The following is a 21,237-nucleotide window of genomic DNA, read 5'->3' on the forward strand; positions in this document are numbered from 1 at the left end:
ACTCCATCAGCAGACAGCCTCCCCATGACCGATCAGACCACCGCGCCGCAGCCCCCCGTCGACGAGAACAGTCTCATCGCCGAGCGTCGCGCCAAACTGACTGCGCTGCGCGGGCAGGGCATCGCGTTCCCCAACGATTTCCGCCGCACCGACTACGCGGGCGACCTGCAGACGCAGTACGAGGACGCCGACCTGTGGTCCGGCGAGGCGCTGGAGGGCAGCAACCGGCAGGTAAAGCTGGCCGGCCGCCTGATGGCCAAGCGGGTGATGGGCAAGGCCAGCTTCGTGCAGATCCAGGACGAGTCGGGCCGCATCCAGCTGTTCCTGCAGTCCAACACGCTGGGCGCGACCTACGATGCGTTCAAGGGCTGGGACATCGGCGACATCGTCGGCGTCGAGGGCGGACTGACCCGTACACGCACCGGCGAACTGTCGGTGAAAGCCGAGGCCCTTCGGCTGCTGACCAAGTCGCTGCGTCCGCTGCCGGACAAGTGGCACGGCCTGTCGGACGTGGAGCAGCGTTACCGCCAGCGCTATGTCGACCTGATCGTCACCCCGGAAGCGCGTGCCGTCTTCATCAAGCGCTCGCGCATCATCCGCGCGATCCGCGAATGGCTGGACACGCGGCGCTTCCTCGAGGTCGAGACGCCGATGATGCATTACATCCCCGGTGGCGCCGCGGCCAAGCCATTCACCACGCACCACAACGCGCTGGACCTGGACCTGTACCTGCGCGTGGCGCCGGAGCTGTACCTGAAGCGCCTGGTGGTCGGTGGCCTGGAGCGGGTATACGAGATCAACCGCAACTTCCGCAACGAGGGCGTGAGTACCCGCCACAACCCCGAGTTCACCATGCTCGAACTGTACGAGGCCTACGCCACGTACAACGAGATCATGGACCTGACCGAAGGCGTCATCCGCGACGTCGCGCACGAGGTGCTGGGCACGGGCCAGGTGGCGTGGGATGGCGAGGACATCGACCTGGAACCCGCGTTCCGCCGCTGGCGCATGGACGAGGCCGTCCGCCACCACAACCCCGAGATCAGCGCTGCCGACTGCACAGACCGCGATGCGCTCGTGCGTCACTGCGAGCGGCTGAAGATCCATGTGAAGCCGTCGTACGGCTGGGGCAAGCTGCTGCTGGAGATCTTCGAGAAGACGGTGGAGCACACGCTGGTGCAGCCGACCTTCATCACCGACCACCCGGTGGAAGTGTCGCCGCTGGCCCGCGCCAACGACGATGCGCCGGGCTACACCGACCGCTTCGAACTGTTCATCAACGGCAAGGAGATCGCCAACGGCTTCTCCGAATTGAACGACCCCGAAGACCAGGCGGCGCGTTTCCTGGCCCAGGTCCAGGCCAAGGACGGTGGCGATGACGAAGCCATGCACTTCGATGCCGACTACATCCGCGCACTGGAAGTCGGCCTGCCGCCGACCGGCGGCCTGGGTATCGGCATCGACCGCCTGGTCATGTTGTTGACCGGCTCCGATTCGATCCGTGACGTGCTGCTGTTCCCCTACATGCGCCCTGAAAGCCAGGCCTGAACAGTCAGACCCCGCACGTAGCAGAGTGACGCGCAGGGGCAGCATACGTACCCGTCTGGATGACGTGACGGGTCCACCGGCTTGGGGGCGTGTTTCGCCTGCGCCCGGTATTCCGGCAAGCTGCCCGCCATGGACGGACGGGAAGCCCGTCAATCCGTGACGGAGGTCAATGTGTTGAGTCCCGACAGGCCACTGAGACGGCTGGCACGGTTCCTGCGTGGTTTCACGCGCAGGACGGTCAATTTTCCGCCGTCCGCGCCGATAGAGATCAGGGGAGGGGGCCCCGTGATTGGCATCGGTTCCCTTCGTGGACCACGGACCCCGCCCGGGGCCGTGCCGCCGAACAGGACTGCCGACATGTTGGATGCGAGCCCCGCCACCGCCGGAGTATCCTTGCCCGACAACCACGTGATGTGGCCACAAGGGGTGGGTAACGCTTTGAACATCGTCATCGTCGACGATCAGACGTCTGCGCGCACGATGCTGCGCCATGTCATCGAGGACATCGCGTCCGAGCTGGCCGTCCATGATTTCGGCGATCCGCTGGCTGCGCTGGAATGGTGCGAGAAGAACCGCACCGATCTGCTGCTGTTGGACTACCGCATGCCGGGCATGGACGGGCTGGAATTCGCCCGCCGTTTCCGCCGGCTGCCGATGCATCGCGACATCGCGATCATCCTGATCACCGTGGTCGGCGACGAGCCGATCCGCCAGGCGGCGCTGGAAGCTGGCGTCATCGATTTCCTGGTCAAGCCGGTGCGGCCGCGCGAGCTGCGCGCCCGCTGCCGCAACCTGTTGCAGCTGCGCCAGCAGTCGGAGAACGTCAAGCAACGCGCCCTGTCGCTGGAGCAGCGCCTGCTGTCCAGCATGCACGAGGTCGAGGAGCGCGAGCGGGAGACCCTGTCGCGCCTCGCACGGGCCATCGAGTACCGCGACAGCGGCACCAGCGCGTACCTGGAGCGGATGGCCCACGTGGCCGGCCTGATCGCCGAACAGCTCGGCCTGCCGGAAGACGAGGTGCGCACCATCGAGATGGCGGCACCGCTGCACGACATGGGCAAGATCGCCATCCCGGATTCGGTGCTGATGAAGGCCGGCCCGCTGACCGCGGACGAAACCGAGGTCATGCGCCGCCACCCCAAGATCGGTCACCAGTTGCTGTCCGGTAGCCAGAACCGATTCATCCAGACGGGTGCCCTGATCGCACTGCGCCATCACGAGCGCTACGACGGCAGTGGTTACCCGGATGGCCTCGTGGGTGAGCAGATCCCGTTGGAAGCGAGGATAGTGGCGGTTGCGGACGTGTTCGATGCCCTGATCTCGCCGCGGCCGTACAAGAAGGCATGGGAAAAGGATGCCGCACTGGCGTATCTGTATGCCCAGCGTGGTCGCCTGTTCGATCCCGCATGTGTCGACGCGTTGATCCGTGGGCGGGCGCGGCTGGACGACATCTGCGAACGCTACTCGACGGTGCAGAGCCGTCCAGGGATGGAGTAAGCCATGACCAGTCCCCTCAGCTGGATGAAGTCCCGCCTGGCGCATCGCGGCGACAGTGAACACGGCCAGGCCGCGATCCGCATCGCGGTCATCTCGATCATCCTGTTCTACGCGCTGCTGCCGTCCTCGCGCGCCGCGCTGCCGGCGGGCGAGTACACGATCGTCCTGACCATCATCACCTCGGGCCTGATCAACGGCCTGGGTATCTTCGCCTGGCTGTTGGTGAAGCCGGGCCAGTCGCACGTGCGTCGTGGGCTGGGCATGATCGCCGACTACGGCCTGCTGGCCGCGGCCATGAACGGCATGGGCGAGCCGTTGTCGTGGGCCTATGTCGTGCTGATGTGGATCACGGTGGGCAATGGCCTGCGCTACGGCAACCGCTACCTGGTGGTCGCAGTGGCGATGGCCAGCGCCGCGTTCGCCGCGGTGGTCGCCATGAACGACTACTGGCGGGACAACCTCACGCTGGGCGTAGGCCTGGTACTGGGCCTGATCGCCGTGCCGATGTACCTCTCCGGCCTGCTGCGCGACCTGACCCGCGCCACCGACGAAGCGCGCCGCGCCAACGAAGCCAAGAGCCGCTTCCTGGCCAACATGAGCCACGAGTTCCGCACGCCGCTCAACGGTCTCGCCGGCATGTCGGAACTGCTGGCGACGACGCGGCTGGACGCCGAACAGCGCGAATGCCTGTCGACGATCCAGGCGTCCACGCGCACGCTGCTCGGTCTGGTCGAGGACGTGCTCGACATCTCCGCGATCGAGGCGGGCAAGGTCAAGCTCAATGTGGTCGAGTTCTCGCCACGCGAGCTGGTGGAAAGCATCGGCCTGATCCTGATGCCGCAGGCACGCGGTAAGCAGGTCCGTTACGAAGGCATGGTGGACGATGCGATCCCGCTCAAGCTGCGCGGCGATGCCGGCCATTTGCGGCAGGTGCTGCTGAATCTCGCCGGCAATGCGGTGAAGTTCACCGATGAGGGCGAAGTCCGCATGGTGGTCACGCCGACCCTGGTCGAGGGAGATCGGATGCGTCTGCGTTTCACGGTGACCGATACCGGCATTGGCGTACCGGTTGCGTTGCGCGAGCGGCTGTTCGAAGCGTTCGAGCAGGCCGACGGCAGTCTGTCGCGCCGCTATGGCGGCACCGGGCTGGGCACGACCATCGCCAAGGGCCTGACCGAGGCCATGGGCGGCACCATCGGCTTCGAGAGCCACGAACAACGGGGTAGCTGCTTCTGGGTCGAACTGCCGTTCGACGCGGTGCCCGAGCGCGTCATGGTGCCGGCGGTGCAAGGCCATGCGGAATGGCTGCGGGACGAACCCGAGACCGCCAGTGCAGAGAACATCATCGCGTTCTCCGATCCGTTCCTGCGCCATCGCGCCCGCGTGCGTAGCATGCAGATCCTGGTGGCCGACGACCACGAGGCCAACCGCATGGTGGTGCAGCGCCTGTTGCAGAAGGCGGGGCACCGCATCACCTGCGTCAACGGTGGTGAAGAAGTGCTCGACGCGCTGGAATCGGCGTCCTACGACGCGGTCATCTGCGACCTGCACATGCCCGGCTTGAGTGGCCTGGATCTGTTGAAGCAACTGCGGGTGATGGAAGCGGGAAGCGGCAGCCGAACGCCCGTGCTCATCCTCAGTGCGGATGTCACCCCCGAATCCATCCAGCGGTGCGAACAGGCAGGTGCGCGCGCCTTCCTCGCCAAGCCGGTCGTGGCGTCCCGTTTGCTGGACGCGCTGGCCGACGTCGCGACGTCGGGCCGGGTTGCCGCAACCGCGACTTCCATAGCGCCGGTGCGCGCTGAAGTCTCTGACGGCGTACTCGATGTCAGCGTGCTGGATGAACTTACTGCACTCGGCATGGGTGATGCGTTCGAGCGTGAGTTCATCGAACAATGCCTCAACGACGCGGATGGTTGCATCGGCGCCATGGCGCACGCCATGGAGCGGGGCGACGGCGAACATCTTCGCGAACATGCGCATGCGCTGAAGGGCGTGGCCAGCAACCTCGGCCTGGTGAAGCTGGCCGCGGCGGCGGGCGAGATGATGAACCTCGCCGACTGGCAGATCACGCGCGAATGGCGGCACCGGCTTGCGTCCCTGAACTCGCACCTGAGCCACGGCCGCGCCGCGCTCGATGCGCGCCAACGGGTGCGCGGTGCGGTGGAGAAGGGCAACGAAGGGTCGTCGTCCTGATACAACGTCCCGCCGACGGATGGGCGTTCGGGTGCACTATCGAACGGTGTCGCGTGGGTCGCCCGCCAGCGGCAGGTCCCTGGCGAGTACGGTGACCCGGACTCGCCCTTGAAGGCGCTCTGCGCGCTTCAACCCCCTGATTTCCCCTGTGTTGTCCGTATTGCAGCAGACGTGCAGGTGTTGCTCAGGCAGCGCGGATGGACCGCTTTTCCTGGGCGCGGACGATGCGCTCCATCATCTTCAGCGACTTGTCGCCAAGTGTCAGGGCCGTATCCACCCATACTTCGGTGATGCCCATCAGTTCGTCGTAACCGACCGGCTGCGCCAGATTGCGGCAGGCATTCAAGGCCAGGTGGGCGTGCGGCGAACGACGCTGCTTGTCGATGATCGTCTGCACAGCGGCGGCACCCTGGCCCTTCGGGACCAGCACGTCGACCACGCCCATCTTGTACAACTCGTCGCTGGTGTAGATGTTGCCTTCCAGGATGATTTTCTCGGCGACCTGCGGCGAAACGCGCTTGCACAGGAACGAGTAGGCGCCCATGCCCGGGAAGAGGCCGAACAACACTTCCGGCAAGCCCATGTCCACGCCTTCCTCGGCCACGATGGTGTGGCAGGACAGCGCGATCTCGAGGCCGCCGCCCAGTGCATCGCCCTGGATCAGCGCGATGGTGCGGACATCACCGCCCAGGCCTGTGTTGAGGTGGTGGACGCCATCGATGCAGCGGCGCGCATAGCTCAGCAGTCGATCGCGGTTGTTCTCGCGGATCAGCTGGGAGAACAATTCCAGATCGCCACCGAGATTGAAGGCATTCGCATCGGAGGCGATCACTAGATGGCGCAGCTTGCCCGGCTGGCGCTGGGATTCGCGCAGGGTGATGGAGTTGGTGAAGCTCAACACGTCGTCGAGCATCTGGCTGCGGAAGCAGGGGCGCACGCCCGGTGCGACATCCGAATGCATGTACAACCAGTGCGCATCACCGCTGGGTTCGGACTCGATGCGGATGGTCGGGAAGGCACGGGTGCGCTGCAGTTTTTCGACGTTGTTCATTGGGAGCTCCTTGAAGGGGTTTCTTTCCCGCGCGGCAGGGGAAGCGGGTGGCGGATTAATGTGACGCAGGTGGCATCACGCGCCGATCCTACACCTGAACGAATAATTAAAATCCGGTGCACACGCGCGCTTGTGGTACGTCATTCACCCGAATCGCATCCCAGCTCTCATATTTGTGACGAGCGTCTTAAATATGGCCCTAAAGTCCTGACGGAAAAGAAAAAGGCCGGCGCTGGGCCGGCCTTCACACGAAGCTGAACAGGGTGCGTCAGGAGGCTTTTGCCGGCTCCCTGAGTTCCTTGCGCAGGATCTTGCCGACGTTCGTTTTCGGCAGTTCCGTGCGGAACTCGATATGGCGCGGCTGCTTGTAGCCGGTCAGATTGTCGCGGCAGAACGCTTTCACCTGTTCGGCAGTGAGGGCAGGGTCCTTCTTCACGATGAAGACCTTCACCGCCTCGCCCGACTTGTCATCCGGCACGCCAATCGCGGCGACTTCAAGCACGCCATCCAAGCCCGCGATCACGTCCTCGACTTCGTTCGGGTACACGTTGAAACCGGAGACCAGAATCATGTCCTTCTTGCGGTCTACGATGTAGAAGAAGCCCTTCTCGTCCATCTTCGCCATGTCGCCGGTGTGCAGCCAACCATCGGCATCCATGACGTTCGCCGTTTCCTCGGGGCGCTGCCAGTAGCCCTTCATCACCTGCGGACCCTTGATGCACAGTTCGCCTACTTCGCCCACCGGGACGATGTTGCCATCGTCGTCCTTCAGGCATGCATCGGTGGAAGGCACCGGCAGGCCGATGGCGCCGTTGTAGTCTTGCAGGTCCATCGGATTGATGCAGGCGGCGGGCGAGGTTTCGGTCAACCCGTAGGCCTCGATCAGCGTCACGCCGGTGACCTTTTTCCACTTCTCGGCAACGGCGCGCTGCACCGCCATGCCGCCGCCGAGCGTCATCTTCAAATTGGAGAAATCCACCTCGTCGAAGCCAGGCGTGTTGAGCAGGCCGTTGAACAGCGTGTTGACGCCCGTGATCGCGGTGAAGCGCGTGGCTTTCAACTCCTTCACGAAGCCGGGCATGTCGCGCGGATTGGTGATCAGGTGGTTGAGGCCGCCCAGCTTCATGAAGACCAGGCAGTTCGCCGTCAACGCGAAGATGTGATACAGCGGCAATGCGGTGATGATGACTTCGTTGCCGTAATCGAGGCCTGTACCGACCCAGACGCCGGCCTGCTGCATGTTCGCCACCAGGTTGCGGTGCGTCAGCATCGCGCCCTTGGCCACCCCGGTGGTGCCGCCGGTGTACTGCAGGAAGGCGATGTCGCCTGAATCGATGTCGATCTCGGGCAGCGTATGCAACTGGCCCAGCGTCAGCGTGTCCTTGAAGCGCACGGCGCCGGGGATATCGTAGTCGGGCACCATCTTCTTCACGTACTTCAGTACGAAATTGACGATGGCGCCCTTCGGGAATCCGACCAGATCACCGAGTGCCGTGGTGATCACCTGCTTGACCTGCGTGCCGGTGAGGGCCTCCTGCGCGGTCTTGCCGAAGTTGTCGACGACCAGGAGCACGCTGGCGCCGGAATCGACCAGCTGATGCTTGAGTTCGCGCGGGGTGTACATCGGATTGACGTTCACCACCGTCAGGCCGGCGCGCAGCGCGCCGAAGATGGCGATCGGGTACTGCAGGCAGTTCGGCATCATGATGGCGACGCGGTCGCCCTTCTTGAGCTTCAGCTCGCCCAGCAGGTACGCCGCGAACTGGCGGCTGAGCGTGTCGATCTCGCCGTAGGTCAGGGTCTTGCCGAAGTTGCGGAACGCAGGACGGTCGCGGTACTTGCTGATCGCCTCATCGAAGACGGACACGATGGAACGGTATTGCTCCAGGTCCACCTCATGCGGCACGCCTTGCGGATAACTCTTGAACCACGGACGTTCCTGACTCATCGTTCCACTCCCTCCCCAGGGTCTTCGGGTTGCCTTGCGGCATTCAATGGGCAAACGCCTGAAAAGGCGCCTGTCGGGAGCATACCGTTCCGGATGGAAAAGGCGAAGCTGTCGATGACACGCACCACGATGAAGCGTTGGCTGATGGTTCTCTGCGTGCTGGCCGGCATCGCCGGATGCGGTCGGGATTCACCGGAAGCGCGGCTGCGCCAGCGTATCGACGACATGCAGGCGGCCGTCGAGACGCAGCGCCCACGCGATTTCATGGACGGTGTCAGCGAGGCGTTCACCGGTCAGGATGGCATGGATCGTGCTGCGTTGCACAACCTGTTGCGCATGCGGGCACTCGCGAACGCACGCACCGGAGCAACCATCGGGCTACTCGATGTGCGCGTGGAAGGTGAGAACGCAACGGTGGAGTTTCCGCTGCTGCTGACAGGCAGCAGCGGGCGTCTGTTGCCGGAGCAGGCGGCGACGTACCGGGTCACCACCACGTGGCGGCAGGAAGGTGGGGAATGGCGTGTCTACCACGCGCGCTGGAAAGATCGCCCGTGATCACTTTGCGGGCATCAGCCTGCCGGTGACCACTGGTAACGAAGCGTCTTGTCGGTCACGGAGGGACAGCAGTGCGGATCGTTCAGGCCGGGCCTTTTGATCATCATCTGGACCACGCTCGTGCTTTCCATATCGCCTCGTGGCCGTTGTATCTCACCGGCCAGCGCATAGCGCTGGCCCTGTTTCACGAGCGCCGCGTCGCCAGCGTTTGAATACGTGGGACAGAACATCGTCCACCATCCGACCACCTCGGGCGCTGCCTACGCTTCCGGCCCGCTCGCGGCGTTGCCAGCCACGAGTTGTTCGCCGATGCGCTTGGCCAAGGTAGGGTCTGGTCCTGCCGCGCGTGCTGCAGAGTGACGGCGATGGCCTGTGAGGCCAGCAAGAGGAACAGCCGACGGGTGACGGTCATGCGGTGGCGCCATGACGGGCGCGAAGGGTCCAGCGTGGGCCGCCGTACATGCCGGCAGTCCACCCTTCTTGTCGCCGCACCGGATACCTGCCGAGCATCGTCAGGTATCCGCCCACCACTTCGGGCTATGCCGCCTTGCGTGCCGCCAGTTGGCGAAGCACGTAGTGCAGCAAGCCGCCATGGCGGAAGTACTCGACTTCCTTCGGCGTGAGCATCAGTACCTTGACCTGGAACTCGATCGTCCGGCCGTCGGCCTTGCGGGCCGTCACCTTGGCCGTCTTCGCCACGCCGTCCTGCAGGCCGGTGACGTCGAAGATCTCCGAACCGTCCAGGCCCAGCGACTGTGCGTTCTCGCCGTCGTTGAACTGCAAGGGCAGCACGCCCATGCCGACCAGGTTGGAGCGGTGGATGCGTTCGAAGCTCTCGGCGATCACCGCCTTCACGCCCAGCAGGTTGGTGCCCTTGGCCGCCCAGTCGCGCGACGAGCCGGTGCCGTACTCCTTGCCGGCGATCACCACCAGCGGCACCCCGCGTGTCTGGTACTTCATCGACGCGTCGTAGATCGACATCTTCTCCGGCGGCGTGCTGCCGAAGTACAGCGTGTTGCCACCTTCCTCGCCGCCGAACATCAGGTTCTTGATGCGGATGTTGGCGAAGGTGCCGCGCACCATCACATCGTCGTTGCCGCGGCGGCTGCCGTAACTGTTGAAGTCCACCGGCTGCACGCCACGCGAGATCAGGAAGCGGCCCGCCGGCGAATCCTTCTTGATGTTGCCGGCCGGCGAGATGTGGTCGGTGGTGATCGAGTCGCCGAACAGGCCCAGCACGCGTGCATCGTGCACGTCGTCGATGCTGCCGGTCTCCATCGTCATGCCGTCGAAGTAGGGCGGGTTCTTGATGTAGGTGGAGTCGCCATCCCATACGTACAGGTCGCCATCGGGCGAGGCGATGGTGTTCCAGCGCGAATCGCCCTTGAACACGTCGGCGTAGTTCTTGGCGAACATCTCCGGCCCGATGGTCCTGGCGATGAAGTCGCCGATCTCCTTGTTGCTCGGCCAGATGTCCTTGAGATACACCGGCTGGCCGTCGCTGCCGGTGCCCAGCGGATCGGTGCTTAGGTCGACGTCGGTGGTACCGGCGATCGCATACGCGACCACCAGCGGCGGACTGGCGAGATAGTTCATCTTCACTTCGGGGTGCACGCGCCCCTCGAAATTGCGATTGCCCGACAGCACCGAGGTCACGACGAGATCGCCGGTCGCGATACCCGCGCTGACTTCCGTCGGCAGCGGACCGGAGTTGCCGATGCAGGTGGTGCAGCCGTAGCCGACCACGTAGAAGCCGAGCTTTTCCAGATCGTCCAGTACGCCGGCTTTTTCCAGGTAATCCGTCACCACGCGCGAACCCGGGCCGAGCGAGGTCTTGACCCACGGTTTGCGTGTCAGCCCCTTGGCCGCCGCATTGCGTGCCAGCAGGCCGGCGCCGATCATCACCGCCGGATTGGAGGTATTGGTGCACGAGGTGATCGCGGCGATCACCACCGCGCCGTCCTTGAGTCGCACCTTCTGGCCTTCGGTCTCGATGTCGGCGTAGCCACGGCTCAGCGCATCGTTGCCGACCGCGGATCCGCCACCCTCTGAAACGAAGTCCGCCACTTCCGGGCTGCGCTTGTCGCGCGCATCGGCGAATGGCTTGAGGTTGTCGCGGAAATTCTGCTTCACGTCCTGCAGCAGCACGCGATCCTGCGGGCGCTTGGGGCCGGCCAGCGACGGCTTCACGTCGCCCATGTCCAGGTGCAGCGTGGCGCTGTACTCGGCATGCGGGCAGTCGGGCGTATGCCACAGGCCCTGCGCCTTCGCGTAGGCCTCGACCAGTGCGATCTGCTCCTCGCTGCGGCCGGACAGGCGCAGGTAGTTCAACGATTCGTGGTCGATCGGGAAGATGCCGCAGGTCGCGCCGTACTCCGGCGCCATGTTGCCGATGGTGGCGCGGTCGGCCAGCGGCAGGTGCTGCAGGCCGTCGCCGTAGAACTCGACGAACTTGCCCACCACGCCCAGCTTGCGCAGCATCTGGGTGACCGTCAGCACCAGGTCGGTGGCGGTGGCGCCCTCCGGCAGCCTGCCGCTCAGCTTGAAGCCGACGACCTGCGGAATCAGCATCGACGACGGCTGGCCGAGCATCGCGGCCTCGGCTTCGATGCCGCCCACGCCCCAGCCCAGCACGCCGATGCCGTTGATCATCGTGGTGTGGCTGTCGGTGCCGAAGACGGTGTCGGGATAGGCGATCGCCTGGCCGTCCTTCTCGCCGGTCATCACCACGCGGGCGAGGTTCTCCAGGTTCACCTGGTGGACGATGCCGGTATTCGGCGGCACCACCTTGAAGTTGTCGAACGCCTTCTGGCCCCAGCGCAGGAAGCCGTAGCGCTCCTTGTTGCGGTCGAATTCGATCTTGCCGTTGAGGTCCAGCGCGTCCGGGCTGCCGAAGACGTCGACCTGCACGGAGTGGTCGATCACCAGTTCCGAGGGGATCAGCGGGTTGATCTGGTCCGGGCTGCCGCCCAGCTTGACCACGGCATCGCGCATCGCGGCCAGGTCGACCACGCAGGGCACGCCGGTGAAGTCCTGCAGCACCACGCGCGCCGGCATGAAGGCGATCTCGGTATCCGGCTCCTTAGCGGCTTCCCAGCCAGCGACAGCCTGGATGTGGTCCGGCAGGACCGTGACGCCATCCTCGCAGCGCAGCAGGTTCTCCAGCAGGATCTTCATGGAGTAGGGCAGGCGGGCAAAGCCGCCCTTCGGATCCAGCCGCTCGGCCAGGGCCGGTAGGCTGTAGTAGGTGTAGGACGTGCCGTTGACGTCCAGGGAACGGCGGGTGGCGAAGGAATCACTCATCGCGGAGGCTCCTGTAGCTGGGGAAAGGGGCAGGGGACCAGCATAAGCCGCTGGCGCTGCGTGTCATGTCGAGTCTTGCCCGGATTATCCGTCATGAATGAGACGGAGATGATCCGACCAAAGGGGCAGATAACGGGCAGGATGGCGGGGCTCCGGGCTGGGGTATGCCAAGTAAAGTATGTATAATTTCTCCATACTCAAGAGGGCCCGCCGATGGAAGCCACCGTTGCAGAGCGCGGCCAGATCACCCTGCCGAAGGCCGTGCGCGATGCGCTGGGCCTGACCAAGGGCAGCGTGCTGAAGGTCGAACTGGAAGGTAGCCGCATCGTGTTGCGGAAGAGCGTCGACGATGCGATTTCGCGCGTGCGTGGCAAATTTTCCCTCGACGCCGACGGCACCCCGGACGCCGTGAACGAATGATCGCCGTCGACGCCCCCGTCCTGATCGAGCTGCTGACCGACGGCGCCCGTGCAGACGCCGTCGAAGCCGGCCTGCGCCAGAGCCTTGGGAGCGGACGCGTCGTGGTCTGCGATGCCGCGCTGGCGCAGCTGTGTGCCTCGCTGCGCAACGGCGCCGACGCGCTGGCCGCGCTGGAGGAGATGGGCGTCCATTTCAACCCCGTCGAAGCCAAGTCCGCGCTGCGTGCGGGCGAAATGCAACGCCGGCACCGTCAGCGCGACGGCGAAGCCCGGCCGATCGCCGATTTCCTGGTCGGCGCGCACGCGCTGCTGCAGTGCGACGGCCTGATCACCTTCGACACCGCCTTCCACCGCGACTATTTCAAGGGCCTGAAGCTGATCGTGCCCGTCACCGAATAAGCCTTGCCCCAGTACATCGTTACCCCCTTTCCACCGCACCATCGAACGACCGGAGTCACCCATGTTGGAAGCCTACCGCCACCACGTAGCCGAGCGCGCCGCGCTGGGCATCCCGCCGTTGCCGCTGTCGGCCCAGCAGACGGCCGAGGTCATTGAGCTGCTGAAGAACCCGCCCGCCGGCGAAGAGGCCTTTCTGGTCGACCTGATCACGAATCGCGTGCCGGCCGGCGTGGACGATGCCGCCAAGGTCAAGGCGTCGTACCTGGCCGCCGTTGCCTTCGGCACCGAGAAGACCCCGCTGATCACCGCGCAGCGCGCCACCGAACTGCTGGGCACCATGCTGGGCGGCTACAACATCCATCCGCTGATCGAGCTGCTGGACAACGCCGAGCTGGGCGCGACGGCGGCAGAGGGTCTGAAGCACACGTTGCTGATGTTCGACAGCTTCCATGACGTGCAGGAAAAGGCCTCGCAGGGCAACGTGCACGCGCAGGGCGTACTGCAGAGCTGGGCCGATGCCGAGTGGTTCACCAGCAAGCCGGTAGTGCCGCAGAGCCTGACCATTACCGTGTTCAAGGTGCCGGGCGAGACCAATACCGACGACCTGTCGCCGGCGCCCGACGCCACCACGCGTCCCGACATCCCGCTGCACGCGCTGGCGATGCTGAAGAACAAGCGTCCCGACGCGCCGTTCGTGCCTGAAGAAGACGGCAAGCGCGGTCCGATCCAGGAAATCTTGGCGCTGAAGGACAAAGGCCACCTGGTCGCCTATGTCGGCGACGTGGTCGGTACCGGTTCCTCGCGCAAGTCGGCGACCAACAGCGTGCTGTGGTTCACCGGCGAGGATATCCCGTTCATCCCGAACAAGCGCTTTGGCGGCGTCTGCCTGGGCAGCAAGATCGCGCCGATCTTCTACAACACGATGGAGGATGCCGGCGCGCTGCCGATCGAACTCGACGTGTCGCAGATGAACCACGGCGACGTGGTCGAGCTGCGCCCGTACGAGGGCAAGGCGCTGAAGGACGGGCAGGTGATCGCCGAGTTCCAGGTGAAGTCGGACGTGCTGTTCGACGAAGTGCGCGCCGGTGGCCGCATTCCGCTGATCATCGGCCGCGGCCTGACCGCGAAGGCGCGTGAAGCGCTGAAGCTGCCGGCGACGGACCTGTTCCGCCAGCCGCAGCAGCCGGTCGACAGCGGCAAGGGCTTCTCGCTGGCGCAGAAGATGGTCGGCCGTGCCTGCGGCCTGCCGGAAGGCCAGGGCGTGCGCCCGGGCGCCTACTGCGAACCGAAGATGACCTCGGTGGGCTCGCAGGACACCACTGGCCCGATGACCCGCGACGAGCTGAAGGACCTGGCCTGCCTGGGCTTCTCGGCCGACCTGGTCATGCAGTCGTTCTGCCACACCGCGGCGTATCCGAAGCCGGTCGACGTGAAGACGCACCACACGCTGCCGGAGTTCATCTCCACCCGCGGCGGCATCTCGCTGCGTCCCGGCGACGGCGTGATCCACAGCTGGCTCAACCGCATGCTGATGCCCGACACCGTCGGTACCGGCGGCGACTCGCATACGCGCTTCCCGGTGGGCATCTCGTTCCCGGCCGGCTCGGGCCTGGTCGCGTTCGCCGCGGCCACCGGCGTGATGCCGCTGGACATGCCGGAATCGGTACTGGTACGCTTCAAGGGTGAACTGCAGCCGGGCGTGACGCTGCGCGACCTGGTCAATGCGATCCCGTACTACGCGCTCAAGTCCGGTCTGCTGACCGTGGCCAAGGCGGGCAAGAAGAACATCTTCTCCGGCCGCATCCTCGAGATCGAAGGCCTGCCGGACCTGAAGGTGGAGCAGGCGTTCGAACTGTCCGACGCCTCGGCCGAACGCTCGGCCGCCGGCTGCACCGTGCGCCTGAACAAGGAGCCGATCATCGAGTACCTCACCAGCAACATCACGCTGCTGAAGTGGATGATCGCCGAAGGCTACGCCGACGCCCGCTCGCTCGCCCGCCGCATCGCGAAGATGGAAGAGTGGCTGGCCGACCCGCAGTTGCTGGAGCCGGACGCCGACGCCGAGTACGCCGCGATCATCGACATCGACCTGGCCGACGTGCACGAGCCGTTGCTGGCCTGCCCGAACGACCCGGACGACGTGAAGACGCTGTCGGATGTCGCCGGCACCGTGATCGACGAAGTGTTCATCGGTTCGTGCATGACCAACATCGGCCACTTCCGCGCCGCCGCCAAGCTGCTGGAAGGCAAGCGCGATATCCCGACCCGCCTGTGGGTCGCGCCGCCGACGAAGATGGACGCCTCGGAACTGACCAAGGAAGGGGTCTACGGCACGTTCGGCACCGCTGGCGCGCGTATGGAAATGCCGGGCTGCTCGCTGTGCATGGGCAACCAGGCGCAGGTGCGCGAGGGCGCAACGGTGTTCTCGACCTCGACCCGCAATTTCCCGAACCGCCTGGGCCGCAACTCCAACGTGTTCCTCGGCTCGGCGGAACTGGCCGCGATCTGCTCGCGTCTGGGCAAGATCCCGACCAAGGCCGAGTACATGGCCGACATTGGCGTGATCAACGAGAAGGGCGCCGAGATCTACCGCTACATGAACTTCGACCAGATCGAGGAATACCAGGACGTGGCGAAGACCGTCGCGGCCTGATCGGCAGCAAAGGAAAGGCCCGGCATTGCCGGGCCTTTTTCTTGCGCGCATCCCGACAGGATCAGGGAAGCCAGTCGTCCACCGCTTCCAGCATCTGCCGGCGGCTGAAGACGAAGTCCCACATCGTGCCGCCCATCTGGCGCCACAGCACTGCCGAACGCACGGCGGCGAGCAGGATCGCGCGGATTTCCGCCACCACACCCGGCTGTCCGAGGTAGTGGGGGTTGCCCTGGACCATCACGCGCGGGCGCAGATGGCTGATGGTATCGGCATACAGGCCGCCCAATGCCGACAGGACATCGGGATGCGTGCTGCCCTGTTGCTCGGCGCGCGGCGCGATCTCGGCCAGCCCGCGGGTGACCGCATGCACGGTGTTCTCTTCCCGTACGAAGCGGCGCTCCAGTTGCAGCACGGACATCGCCAGGCGCGACAGACCGTCGTCCTGCGCTTCCTTTGCCAGGTAGCCGCGCAACACGCGCAGGCCGGGGGTGACGTCTCCCACGCGGCCGTACACGGCCAATGGCGTGGCCGCATCGATGCGGAACACGCTGTCCAGCGCCGCTTGCACGGCAGCGCCTTCGGACTGGCCGGTTTCCGCGATGCGGCGAACCAGATGGAGCGCCTGCGCCAGCCCGGCAAGGGCCAGCACACGGTCGGAATATCGATTGCTCAAGCTGCTTGCTCCGCAAGTTTCATTTCGAGAGGGGCGTCCGTTCGTGCGATGACGGCGCCGCCCAGGCATTCGTCGCCAGCGTAGAGGACCAGCGACTGTCCCGGCGTGACGGCGCGCTGCGGTTGCATGAACCGCACGCGCACGCTGCCGTCGTCCAGTACCTCCACCTCACAGTCCTCGTCGGCCTGGCGGTAGCGCGTCTGCGCGGTGCAGGAGAACCGTCCTGCAGGCGGGCTGCCGGCCACCCAGTGCGCCGTCTCCGTCCACAGCCGCGTGGACATCAGGTACGGGCTCTGCGTGTCCTGGTCGACGTACAGCACGTTGTTCGTCACGTCCTTGCCGACGACGTACCACGGCGCCTGCGGACGACCACGCACGCCGCCGATCTGCAAGCCTTCGCGCTGGCCGAGGGTGAAATAGAACACGCCCGGATGCTCGCCGATCAGCTGGCCTTGAGGATCCCGCATGGCACCAGCGCGTGCAGGCAGGTAGCGCCCAAGGAATTCGCGGAAGTCGCGTTCGCCGATGAAGCAGATGCCGGTGGAGTCCTTCTTGTCGTGCGTCTGCAGGCCAGCCTCGCGCGCGATGCGCCGCAGCTCGGTCTTCTGCAGTTCGCCGATCGGGAACAGCGTCGCCGACAACTGCGATTGCCCCAACTGGTGCAGGAAATAGCTCTGGTCCTTGCTGCGATCCACGCCGCGCAACAGGCGCCAGCGGCCATCCACCTGATCGACGCGCGCGTAGTGGCCGGTCGCGATCTTCTCTGCACCCAGCTCACGCGCGGCATCGAGGAAATGCTTGAACTTCACCTCGCGATTGCACAGCACATCGGGGTTGGGCGTGCGCCCGGCGGCGTACTCCGCGAGGAAGTGCTCGAACACGCCTTGCCAGTATTCGCTGGAAAAATCACGGAAATGGAACGGGATGCCCAAGCGGCCGCAGACGGCCACCGCATCGCGCCGGTCGTCTTCCGCCCGGCAATCGCCGCTGCCGTCGTCGGCCCAGTTCTGCATGAAAAGGCCGGCGACGGACTCGCCCTGTTGCACCAGATGCAGGGCGGCGACGGACGAATCCACGCCGCCGGATACCCCGACGATGACACGCGGCACGCTCATGCGATCTGTTGCAGCGTGGACAGCGGAAGGCGACGCCCGGACAGATAGTCCTGCACGACCTGCCAGACCAGCGGACTACGGTGGCGGTCGGACTCTGCCTGCAGTTCGGCTGGCGTCAGCCACACCGCCTGCACGATGCCGTCGTCGAGCGGCCGCTCCGGCAGATGACGGATGGGATCCGCGGCAAATGCGAAGCGCAGGTAATGACGACCGGTCTCGGCCTTCCATTGGTAGGCGCCGATGAACGCTGTCGGCGCCACGTCCCAGCCGGTCTCCTCCAGCGTCTCGCGACGGGCGGCCTCCAGCAGGCTTTCGTCCGGCTCCAGGTGGCCGGCCGGCTGGTTGAATACCAGTCGGCCCTGCGCGCGCTCTTCCACCATCAGCAACTTGCCGTCATGGACCACCACCGTGGCCACGGTGACGTCCGGTTGCCAGAAGCGTCCCTCCCGGTAGCTCACTTACAGCTCGTCCTTGTCGCCGGAGAGTTCGATCTCCTGGTTGTCCGCGGTTTCCGCGGCGATATCCATCGCCGCTTCCAAGGCTGCAGCGTCCACGCTGTCGGGCAGCTTGATCACGAAATAGAGGACGTCGCCCGAGATCTCCCAGCTGCCGATCTTCTTGCTGCGACTGTCGGCGAGCAGCGCCAGGGCCTTGCCGCCGTCAATGCCATCTGCGGCCAGGCGGCCGGCAGGCGAGAAGACCTCCCGCACGCTGATGCCATTGACCTGTTCGGCTCGGCCGGACACGAAGACGAGCTGGGTACGGTTTTCCTGCTTGTAGGAATAGGTGACTTTGTAGTCGCCGTCCGCGTCCACCTCGAACTGGACACCGCGTGCCTTCAAGCGCGCATCCACCGACGCATCGGCCGCCAGCGCCGGAGTCGCGAGGGCGGCGGCACAAAGCAGAGCGGCGACGGGCAGGCGGGACAGCGTTGGCTTCATGATCGGTTCGTCGGGTTGGGATAGTGCATTGTGGCCGGGGTCACGCATGGCGTCCATGCGGGTAATGCGGGCTGGCGCCTATAATCGGCGTATGCCCCGCAAGAACGAAAACGAACGCGATCACGGCCTGATGGTGGAAGCCAGCCGGCCCGAGGTCGCACCGCCGCCCCTGTACCAGGTCCTGCTGCTCAACGACGACTACACCCCGATGGATTTCGTGGTCACCGTCCTGCAGCAGTTTTTCGCCCTGGATCTGGAAAAAGCCACCCAGGTGATGCTGCACGTGCATACCCGCGGCCGCGGTGTCTGCGGCGTGTACACCCGCGAGGTGGCCGAGTCCAAGGTGGCCCAGGTCAACGAGTTTTCGCGTATGAACCAGCATCCCCTGCTGTGCACGATGGAGAAGTCCTGAGGGGACCGGCGCGGGTACGCCGGGCCGGTTACGGTGTGGGGGCACCGCCAGGTCGACGCAAGGCAACGATCCCTGAACACTGAAATCCGGTAGGGTGATGGAAAACCGCCCGCCAAGCCGCATATTGTCGGCATAGGCCCCGGAGGCAACCATGTTCAGCAAAGACCTCGAGCAGACCATTGGCCAGTGCTACAAGCGCGCCCGTGAAGCTCGGCACGAATTCATGACGGTCGAGCACCTGTTGCTCGCTCTGCTCGAAAACCCCTCGGCACAAGCCGTCCTGAAGGCGACCGGCGCGGACGCCAATCGCCTTCGTGCGGACCTGGAACAGGCCATCGAAGCCTCCGTTTCCCGGCTGGCCGAAGACGATGGCCGCGATACCCAACCAACCCTCGGCTTCCAGCGCGTGTTGCAGCGCGCCGTCTACCACGTGCAGTCCTCTGGCAAGAAGGAGGTCACCGGCGCCAACGTGCTGGTGGCAATCTTCGGCGAGAAGGATTCGCATGCGGTCTACTTCCTCAACCAGCAGGACGTGACGCGCCTCGACATCGTCAACTACCTGTCGCATGGCATCGCCAAGCAGGGCGAGGAGAATGACGCTGCCGGACAGCCGGAAGGCGAGGGCAAGGCCGAGGGCGGAGAAGGCGAAGGCAAAGGCGATGCCCTGACCGAATTCGCCAGTAACCTGAACGACATGGCCCGGCAAGGCCGGATCGACCCGCTGGTGGGCCGTGGAGATGAGATCGAGCGGACCATCCAGGTCCTGTGCCGCCGCCGCAAGAACAATCCGCTCTATGTCGGCGAGGCTGGCGTGGGCAAGACTGCCCTGGCCGAGGGCCTGGCCAAGCGTATCGTCGAAGGCGAGGTGCCGGATGTCCTGCTGGACGCCGTCATCTACTCGTTGGACCTCGGCGCGCTGGTCGCCGGCACCAAGTACCGCGGTGATTTCGAAAAGCGCCTGAAGGGTGTGCTGGCGGCGATCAAGAAGATCCCCGGCGCCATCCTGTTCGTCGACGAGATCCATACCATCATCGGTGCTGGCTCGGCCAGCGGCGGCACCATGGACGCCTCGAACCTGATCAAGCCGGCGCTGGCGTCGGGCGACCTGCGCTGCATCGGGTCGACCACATTCCAGGAATATCGCGGCATTTTCGAGAAGGACCGTGCACTGGCGCGCCGCTTCCAGAAGATCGATATCGTCGAACCGACGGTGGGCGAGACCTACGAAATCCTGCAGGGATTGAAGCCGAAGTACGAGTCACACCACGGTGTCACGTACGCCGACGAAGCCCTGCAAGCGGCGGTGGACCTGTCGGTAAAGCACATCGGCGATCGCCTGCTGCCGGACAAGGCCATCGACGTCATCGACGAGGCGGGCGCGCGGCAGCGCCTGCTGCCCGAGGGCACCCGCAAGGAACTGATCGACGTCGAGGAGATCGAGACCATCGTCGCCAAGATGGCGCGCATTCCGGCCAAGCAGGTGTCCTCGTCCGACAAGGACGTGCTGCAGCACCTGGAGCGCAACCTGAAGATGGTCATCTTCGGCCAGGACCCGGCCATCGAGACGCTGGCGTCGTCGATCAAGCTGGCGCGCAGCGGTCTGGCGAATCCGGAGAAGCCGATCGGCAACTTCCTCTTCGCCGGCCCCACCGGCGTGGGCAAGACGGAGGTGACCAAGCAACTGGCGCTGCAACTGGGCATCGAACTGGTGCGCTTCGACATGTCCGAGTACATGGAGCCGCATTCGGTCAGTCGCCTGATTGGTGCGCCGCCTGGTTACGTGGGCTTCGACCAGGGCGGCCTGCTGACCGAGAAGATCGTCAAGACGCCGCATTGCGTACTGCTGCTGGACGAAGTGGAGAAGGCACACCCGGATATCTTCAACATCCTGTTGCAGGTCATGGACCGCGGCGTGCTGACCGACACCAACGGCCGGGAAGCCAACTTCAAGAACGTCATCCTCGTGATGACGACCAATGCTGGCGCCGCACAGGCTTCCCGTCGCACGATCGGCTTCATGCAGCAGGACCATTCCACCGACGCGATGGAAGTGATTCGCCGCAGCTTCACGCCGGAGTTCCGCAACCGCCTGGATGCCATCGTGCAGTTCCAGGGACTGGGTTTCGAGCACATCCTGCGCGTGGTGGACAAGTTCGTCATCGAACTGGAGATGCTGCTGCAGGAGAAGCACGTCAGCCTTTCTGCCACGCCGGCCGCTCGCGACTGGCTGGCCCAGCATGGCTTCGATCCGCTGATGGGTGCCCGACCGATGGCCCGCCTGATCCAGGACAAGGTCAAGCGTCCGCTGGCCGACGAATTGCTGTTCGGAAAACTTGTCAACGGTGGCCGCGTCAGTATCGACGTGCGCGATGGCGATCTGGTGGTCGATGCGCAGGCGGAGCCAGAAAAGTTGCTTCCCGCGACGGTGTGAGGATACGACTGTCCTCGAAAAAAAAAGAAAGGCGGCCCTCTTGAACTGACCCCCGGAAGTTGGACACCCATCCAGCCTTCGGAGGTTTTTCATGGC

The 21,237-nt window shown here is 65.0% G+C and carries 17 protein-coding genes; 9 read left to right on the plus strand and 8 right to left on the minus strand.

The window, feature by feature from the left end:
• Positions 1-24: 24 nt before the first annotated feature.
• From lysS to AX730_RS02880, 3 genes are all read left to right on the plus strand, one after another.
• Positions 25-1,548 (plus strand): lysine--tRNA ligase, encoded by a 1,524-nt coding sequence (gene lysS, locus AX730_RS02870; protein WP_062351668.1) that lies wholly within the window; start codon positions 25-27, stop codon positions 1,546-1,548.
• A 411-nt stretch (positions 1,549-1,959) separates the two neighbouring features.
• Positions 1,960-3,045, plus strand: coding sequence for a cyclic di-GMP phosphodiesterase response regulator RpfG (gene rpfG / locus AX730_RS02875; RefSeq protein WP_225589368.1), 1,086 nt, complete (start codon positions 1,960-1,962; stop codon positions 3,043-3,045).
• Positions 3,046-3,048: 3 nt separating this feature from the next.
• Positions 3,049-5,241 (plus strand): ATP-binding protein, encoded by a 2,193-nt coding sequence (locus tag AX730_RS02880; RefSeq protein WP_062351674.1) that lies wholly within the window; start codon positions 3,049-3,051, stop codon positions 5,239-5,241.
• A gap of 184 nt (positions 5,242-5,425) precedes the next feature.
• Here AX730_RS02880 and AX730_RS02885 read toward each other — a convergent pair whose 3' ends face one another.
• Both AX730_RS02885 and AX730_RS02890 read right to left on the minus strand, forming a co-directional pair.
• The gene (locus tag AX730_RS02885) at positions 5,426-6,292 is read right to left on the minus strand and encodes a crotonase/enoyl-CoA hydratase family protein (protein ID WP_062351677.1); all 867 of its coding nucleotides are present in this window, start codon (positions 6,290-6,292) and stop codon (positions 5,426-5,428) included.
• Between the two features lie 268 nt (positions 6,293-6,560).
• Positions 6,561-8,240, minus strand: a complete 1,680-nt coding sequence (locus AX730_RS02890) for a long-chain fatty acid--CoA ligase (RefSeq protein WP_062351681.1) — start codon at positions 8,238-8,240, stop codon at positions 6,561-6,563.
• A 93-nt stretch (positions 8,241-8,333) separates the two neighbouring features.
• Here AX730_RS02890 and AX730_RS18315 point away from each other — a divergent pair, with 93 nt between their 5' ends.
• Positions 8,334-8,795: a hypothetical protein gene (locus AX730_RS18315; protein ID WP_083537674.1), complete on the plus strand. Its 462-nt coding sequence runs from the start codon at positions 8,334-8,336 to the stop codon at positions 8,793-8,795.
• Positions 8,796-8,809: 14 nt separating this feature from the next.
• On the opposite strand, the gene AX730_RS18750 is transcribed toward AX730_RS18315, so the two are convergent.
• Positions 8,810-9,025: a hypothetical protein gene (locus AX730_RS18750; protein ID WP_157074070.1), complete on the minus strand. Its 216-nt coding sequence runs from the start codon at positions 9,023-9,025 to the stop codon at positions 8,810-8,812.
• A gap of 307 nt (positions 9,026-9,332) precedes the next feature.
• Positions 9,333-12,098, minus strand: a complete 2,766-nt coding sequence (acnA, locus tag AX730_RS02900) for an aconitate hydratase AcnA (protein WP_062351683.1) — start codon at positions 12,096-12,098, stop codon at positions 9,333-9,335.
• Between the two features lie 213 nt (positions 12,099-12,311).
• Here acnA and AX730_RS02905 point away from each other — a divergent pair, with 213 nt between their 5' ends.
• The 3 genes from AX730_RS02905 to acnB all read left to right on the plus strand — a co-directional run bounded on the left by AX730_RS02905 (position 12,312) and on the right by acnB (position 15,569).
• Complete coding sequence (locus tag AX730_RS02905) at positions 12,312-12,518, plus strand: AbrB/MazE/SpoVT family DNA-binding domain-containing protein (protein ID WP_062351686.1); 207 nt, start codon at positions 12,312-12,314, stop codon at positions 12,516-12,518.
• Complete coding sequence (locus AX730_RS02910; protein WP_062351689.1) at positions 12,515-12,916, plus strand: type II toxin-antitoxin system VapC family toxin; 402 nt, start codon at positions 12,515-12,517, stop codon at positions 12,914-12,916. The genes AX730_RS02905 and AX730_RS02910 overlap by 4 nt, the downstream gene beginning before the upstream one ends.
• 61 nt (positions 12,917-12,977) lie before the next feature.
• Positions 12,978-15,569 carry a bifunctional aconitate hydratase 2/2-methylisocitrate dehydratase gene (gene acnB / locus AX730_RS02915; RefSeq protein ID WP_062351692.1) on the plus strand — a complete coding sequence of 864 codons (2,592 nt, stop codon included), beginning with the start codon at positions 12,978-12,980 and terminating at the stop codon, positions 15,567-15,569.
• A gap of 61 nt (positions 15,570-15,630) precedes the next feature.
• Here acnB and hflD read toward each other — a convergent pair whose 3' ends face one another.
• From hflD to AX730_RS02935, 4 genes are read right to left on the minus strand one after another with little or no spacing between them, the layout of a single operon-like run.
• Positions 15,631-16,242: a high frequency lysogenization protein HflD gene (gene hflD, locus AX730_RS02920; protein ID WP_062351695.1), complete on the minus strand. Its 612-nt coding sequence runs from the start codon at positions 16,240-16,242 to the stop codon at positions 15,631-15,633.
• Positions 16,239-17,357: a tRNA 2-thiouridine(34) synthase MnmA gene (gene mnmA, locus AX730_RS02925; protein WP_062351698.1), complete on the minus strand. Its 1,119-nt coding sequence runs from the start codon at positions 17,355-17,357 to the stop codon at positions 16,239-16,241. Before mnmA ends, hflD begins: the two co-directional genes overlap by 4 nt.
• Positions 17,354-17,815: an NUDIX hydrolase gene (locus AX730_RS02930; RefSeq protein ID WP_062351702.1), complete on the minus strand. Its 462-nt coding sequence runs from the start codon at positions 17,813-17,815 to the stop codon at positions 17,354-17,356. Before AX730_RS02930 ends, mnmA begins: the two co-directional genes overlap by 4 nt.
• Positions 17,816-18,355 (minus strand): hypothetical protein, encoded by a 540-nt coding sequence (locus tag AX730_RS02935; protein WP_062351705.1) that lies wholly within the window; start codon positions 18,353-18,355, stop codon positions 17,816-17,818.
• A 34-nt stretch (positions 18,356-18,389) separates the two neighbouring features.
• Here AX730_RS02935 and clpS point away from each other — a divergent pair, with 34 nt between their 5' ends.
• Both clpS and clpA read left to right on the plus strand, forming a co-directional pair.
• Positions 18,390-18,710 (plus strand): ATP-dependent Clp protease adapter ClpS, encoded by a 321-nt coding sequence (gene clpS, locus AX730_RS02940; protein ID WP_062351708.1) that lies wholly within the window; start codon positions 18,390-18,392, stop codon positions 18,708-18,710.
• Positions 18,711-18,861: 151 nt separating this feature from the next.
• The gene (gene clpA / locus AX730_RS02945) at positions 18,862-21,141 is read left to right on the plus strand and encodes an ATP-dependent Clp protease ATP-binding subunit ClpA (protein WP_062351711.1); all 2,280 of its coding nucleotides are present in this window, start codon (positions 18,862-18,864) and stop codon (positions 21,139-21,141) included.
• Positions 21,142-21,237 lie beyond the last annotated feature (96 nt).

It is taken from the genome of Pseudoxanthomonas mexicana, from assembly GCF_001556105.1.
GTDB lineage: Bacteria > Pseudomonadota > Gammaproteobacteria > Xanthomonadales > Xanthomonadaceae > Pseudoxanthomonas_A > Pseudoxanthomonas_A mexicana_A.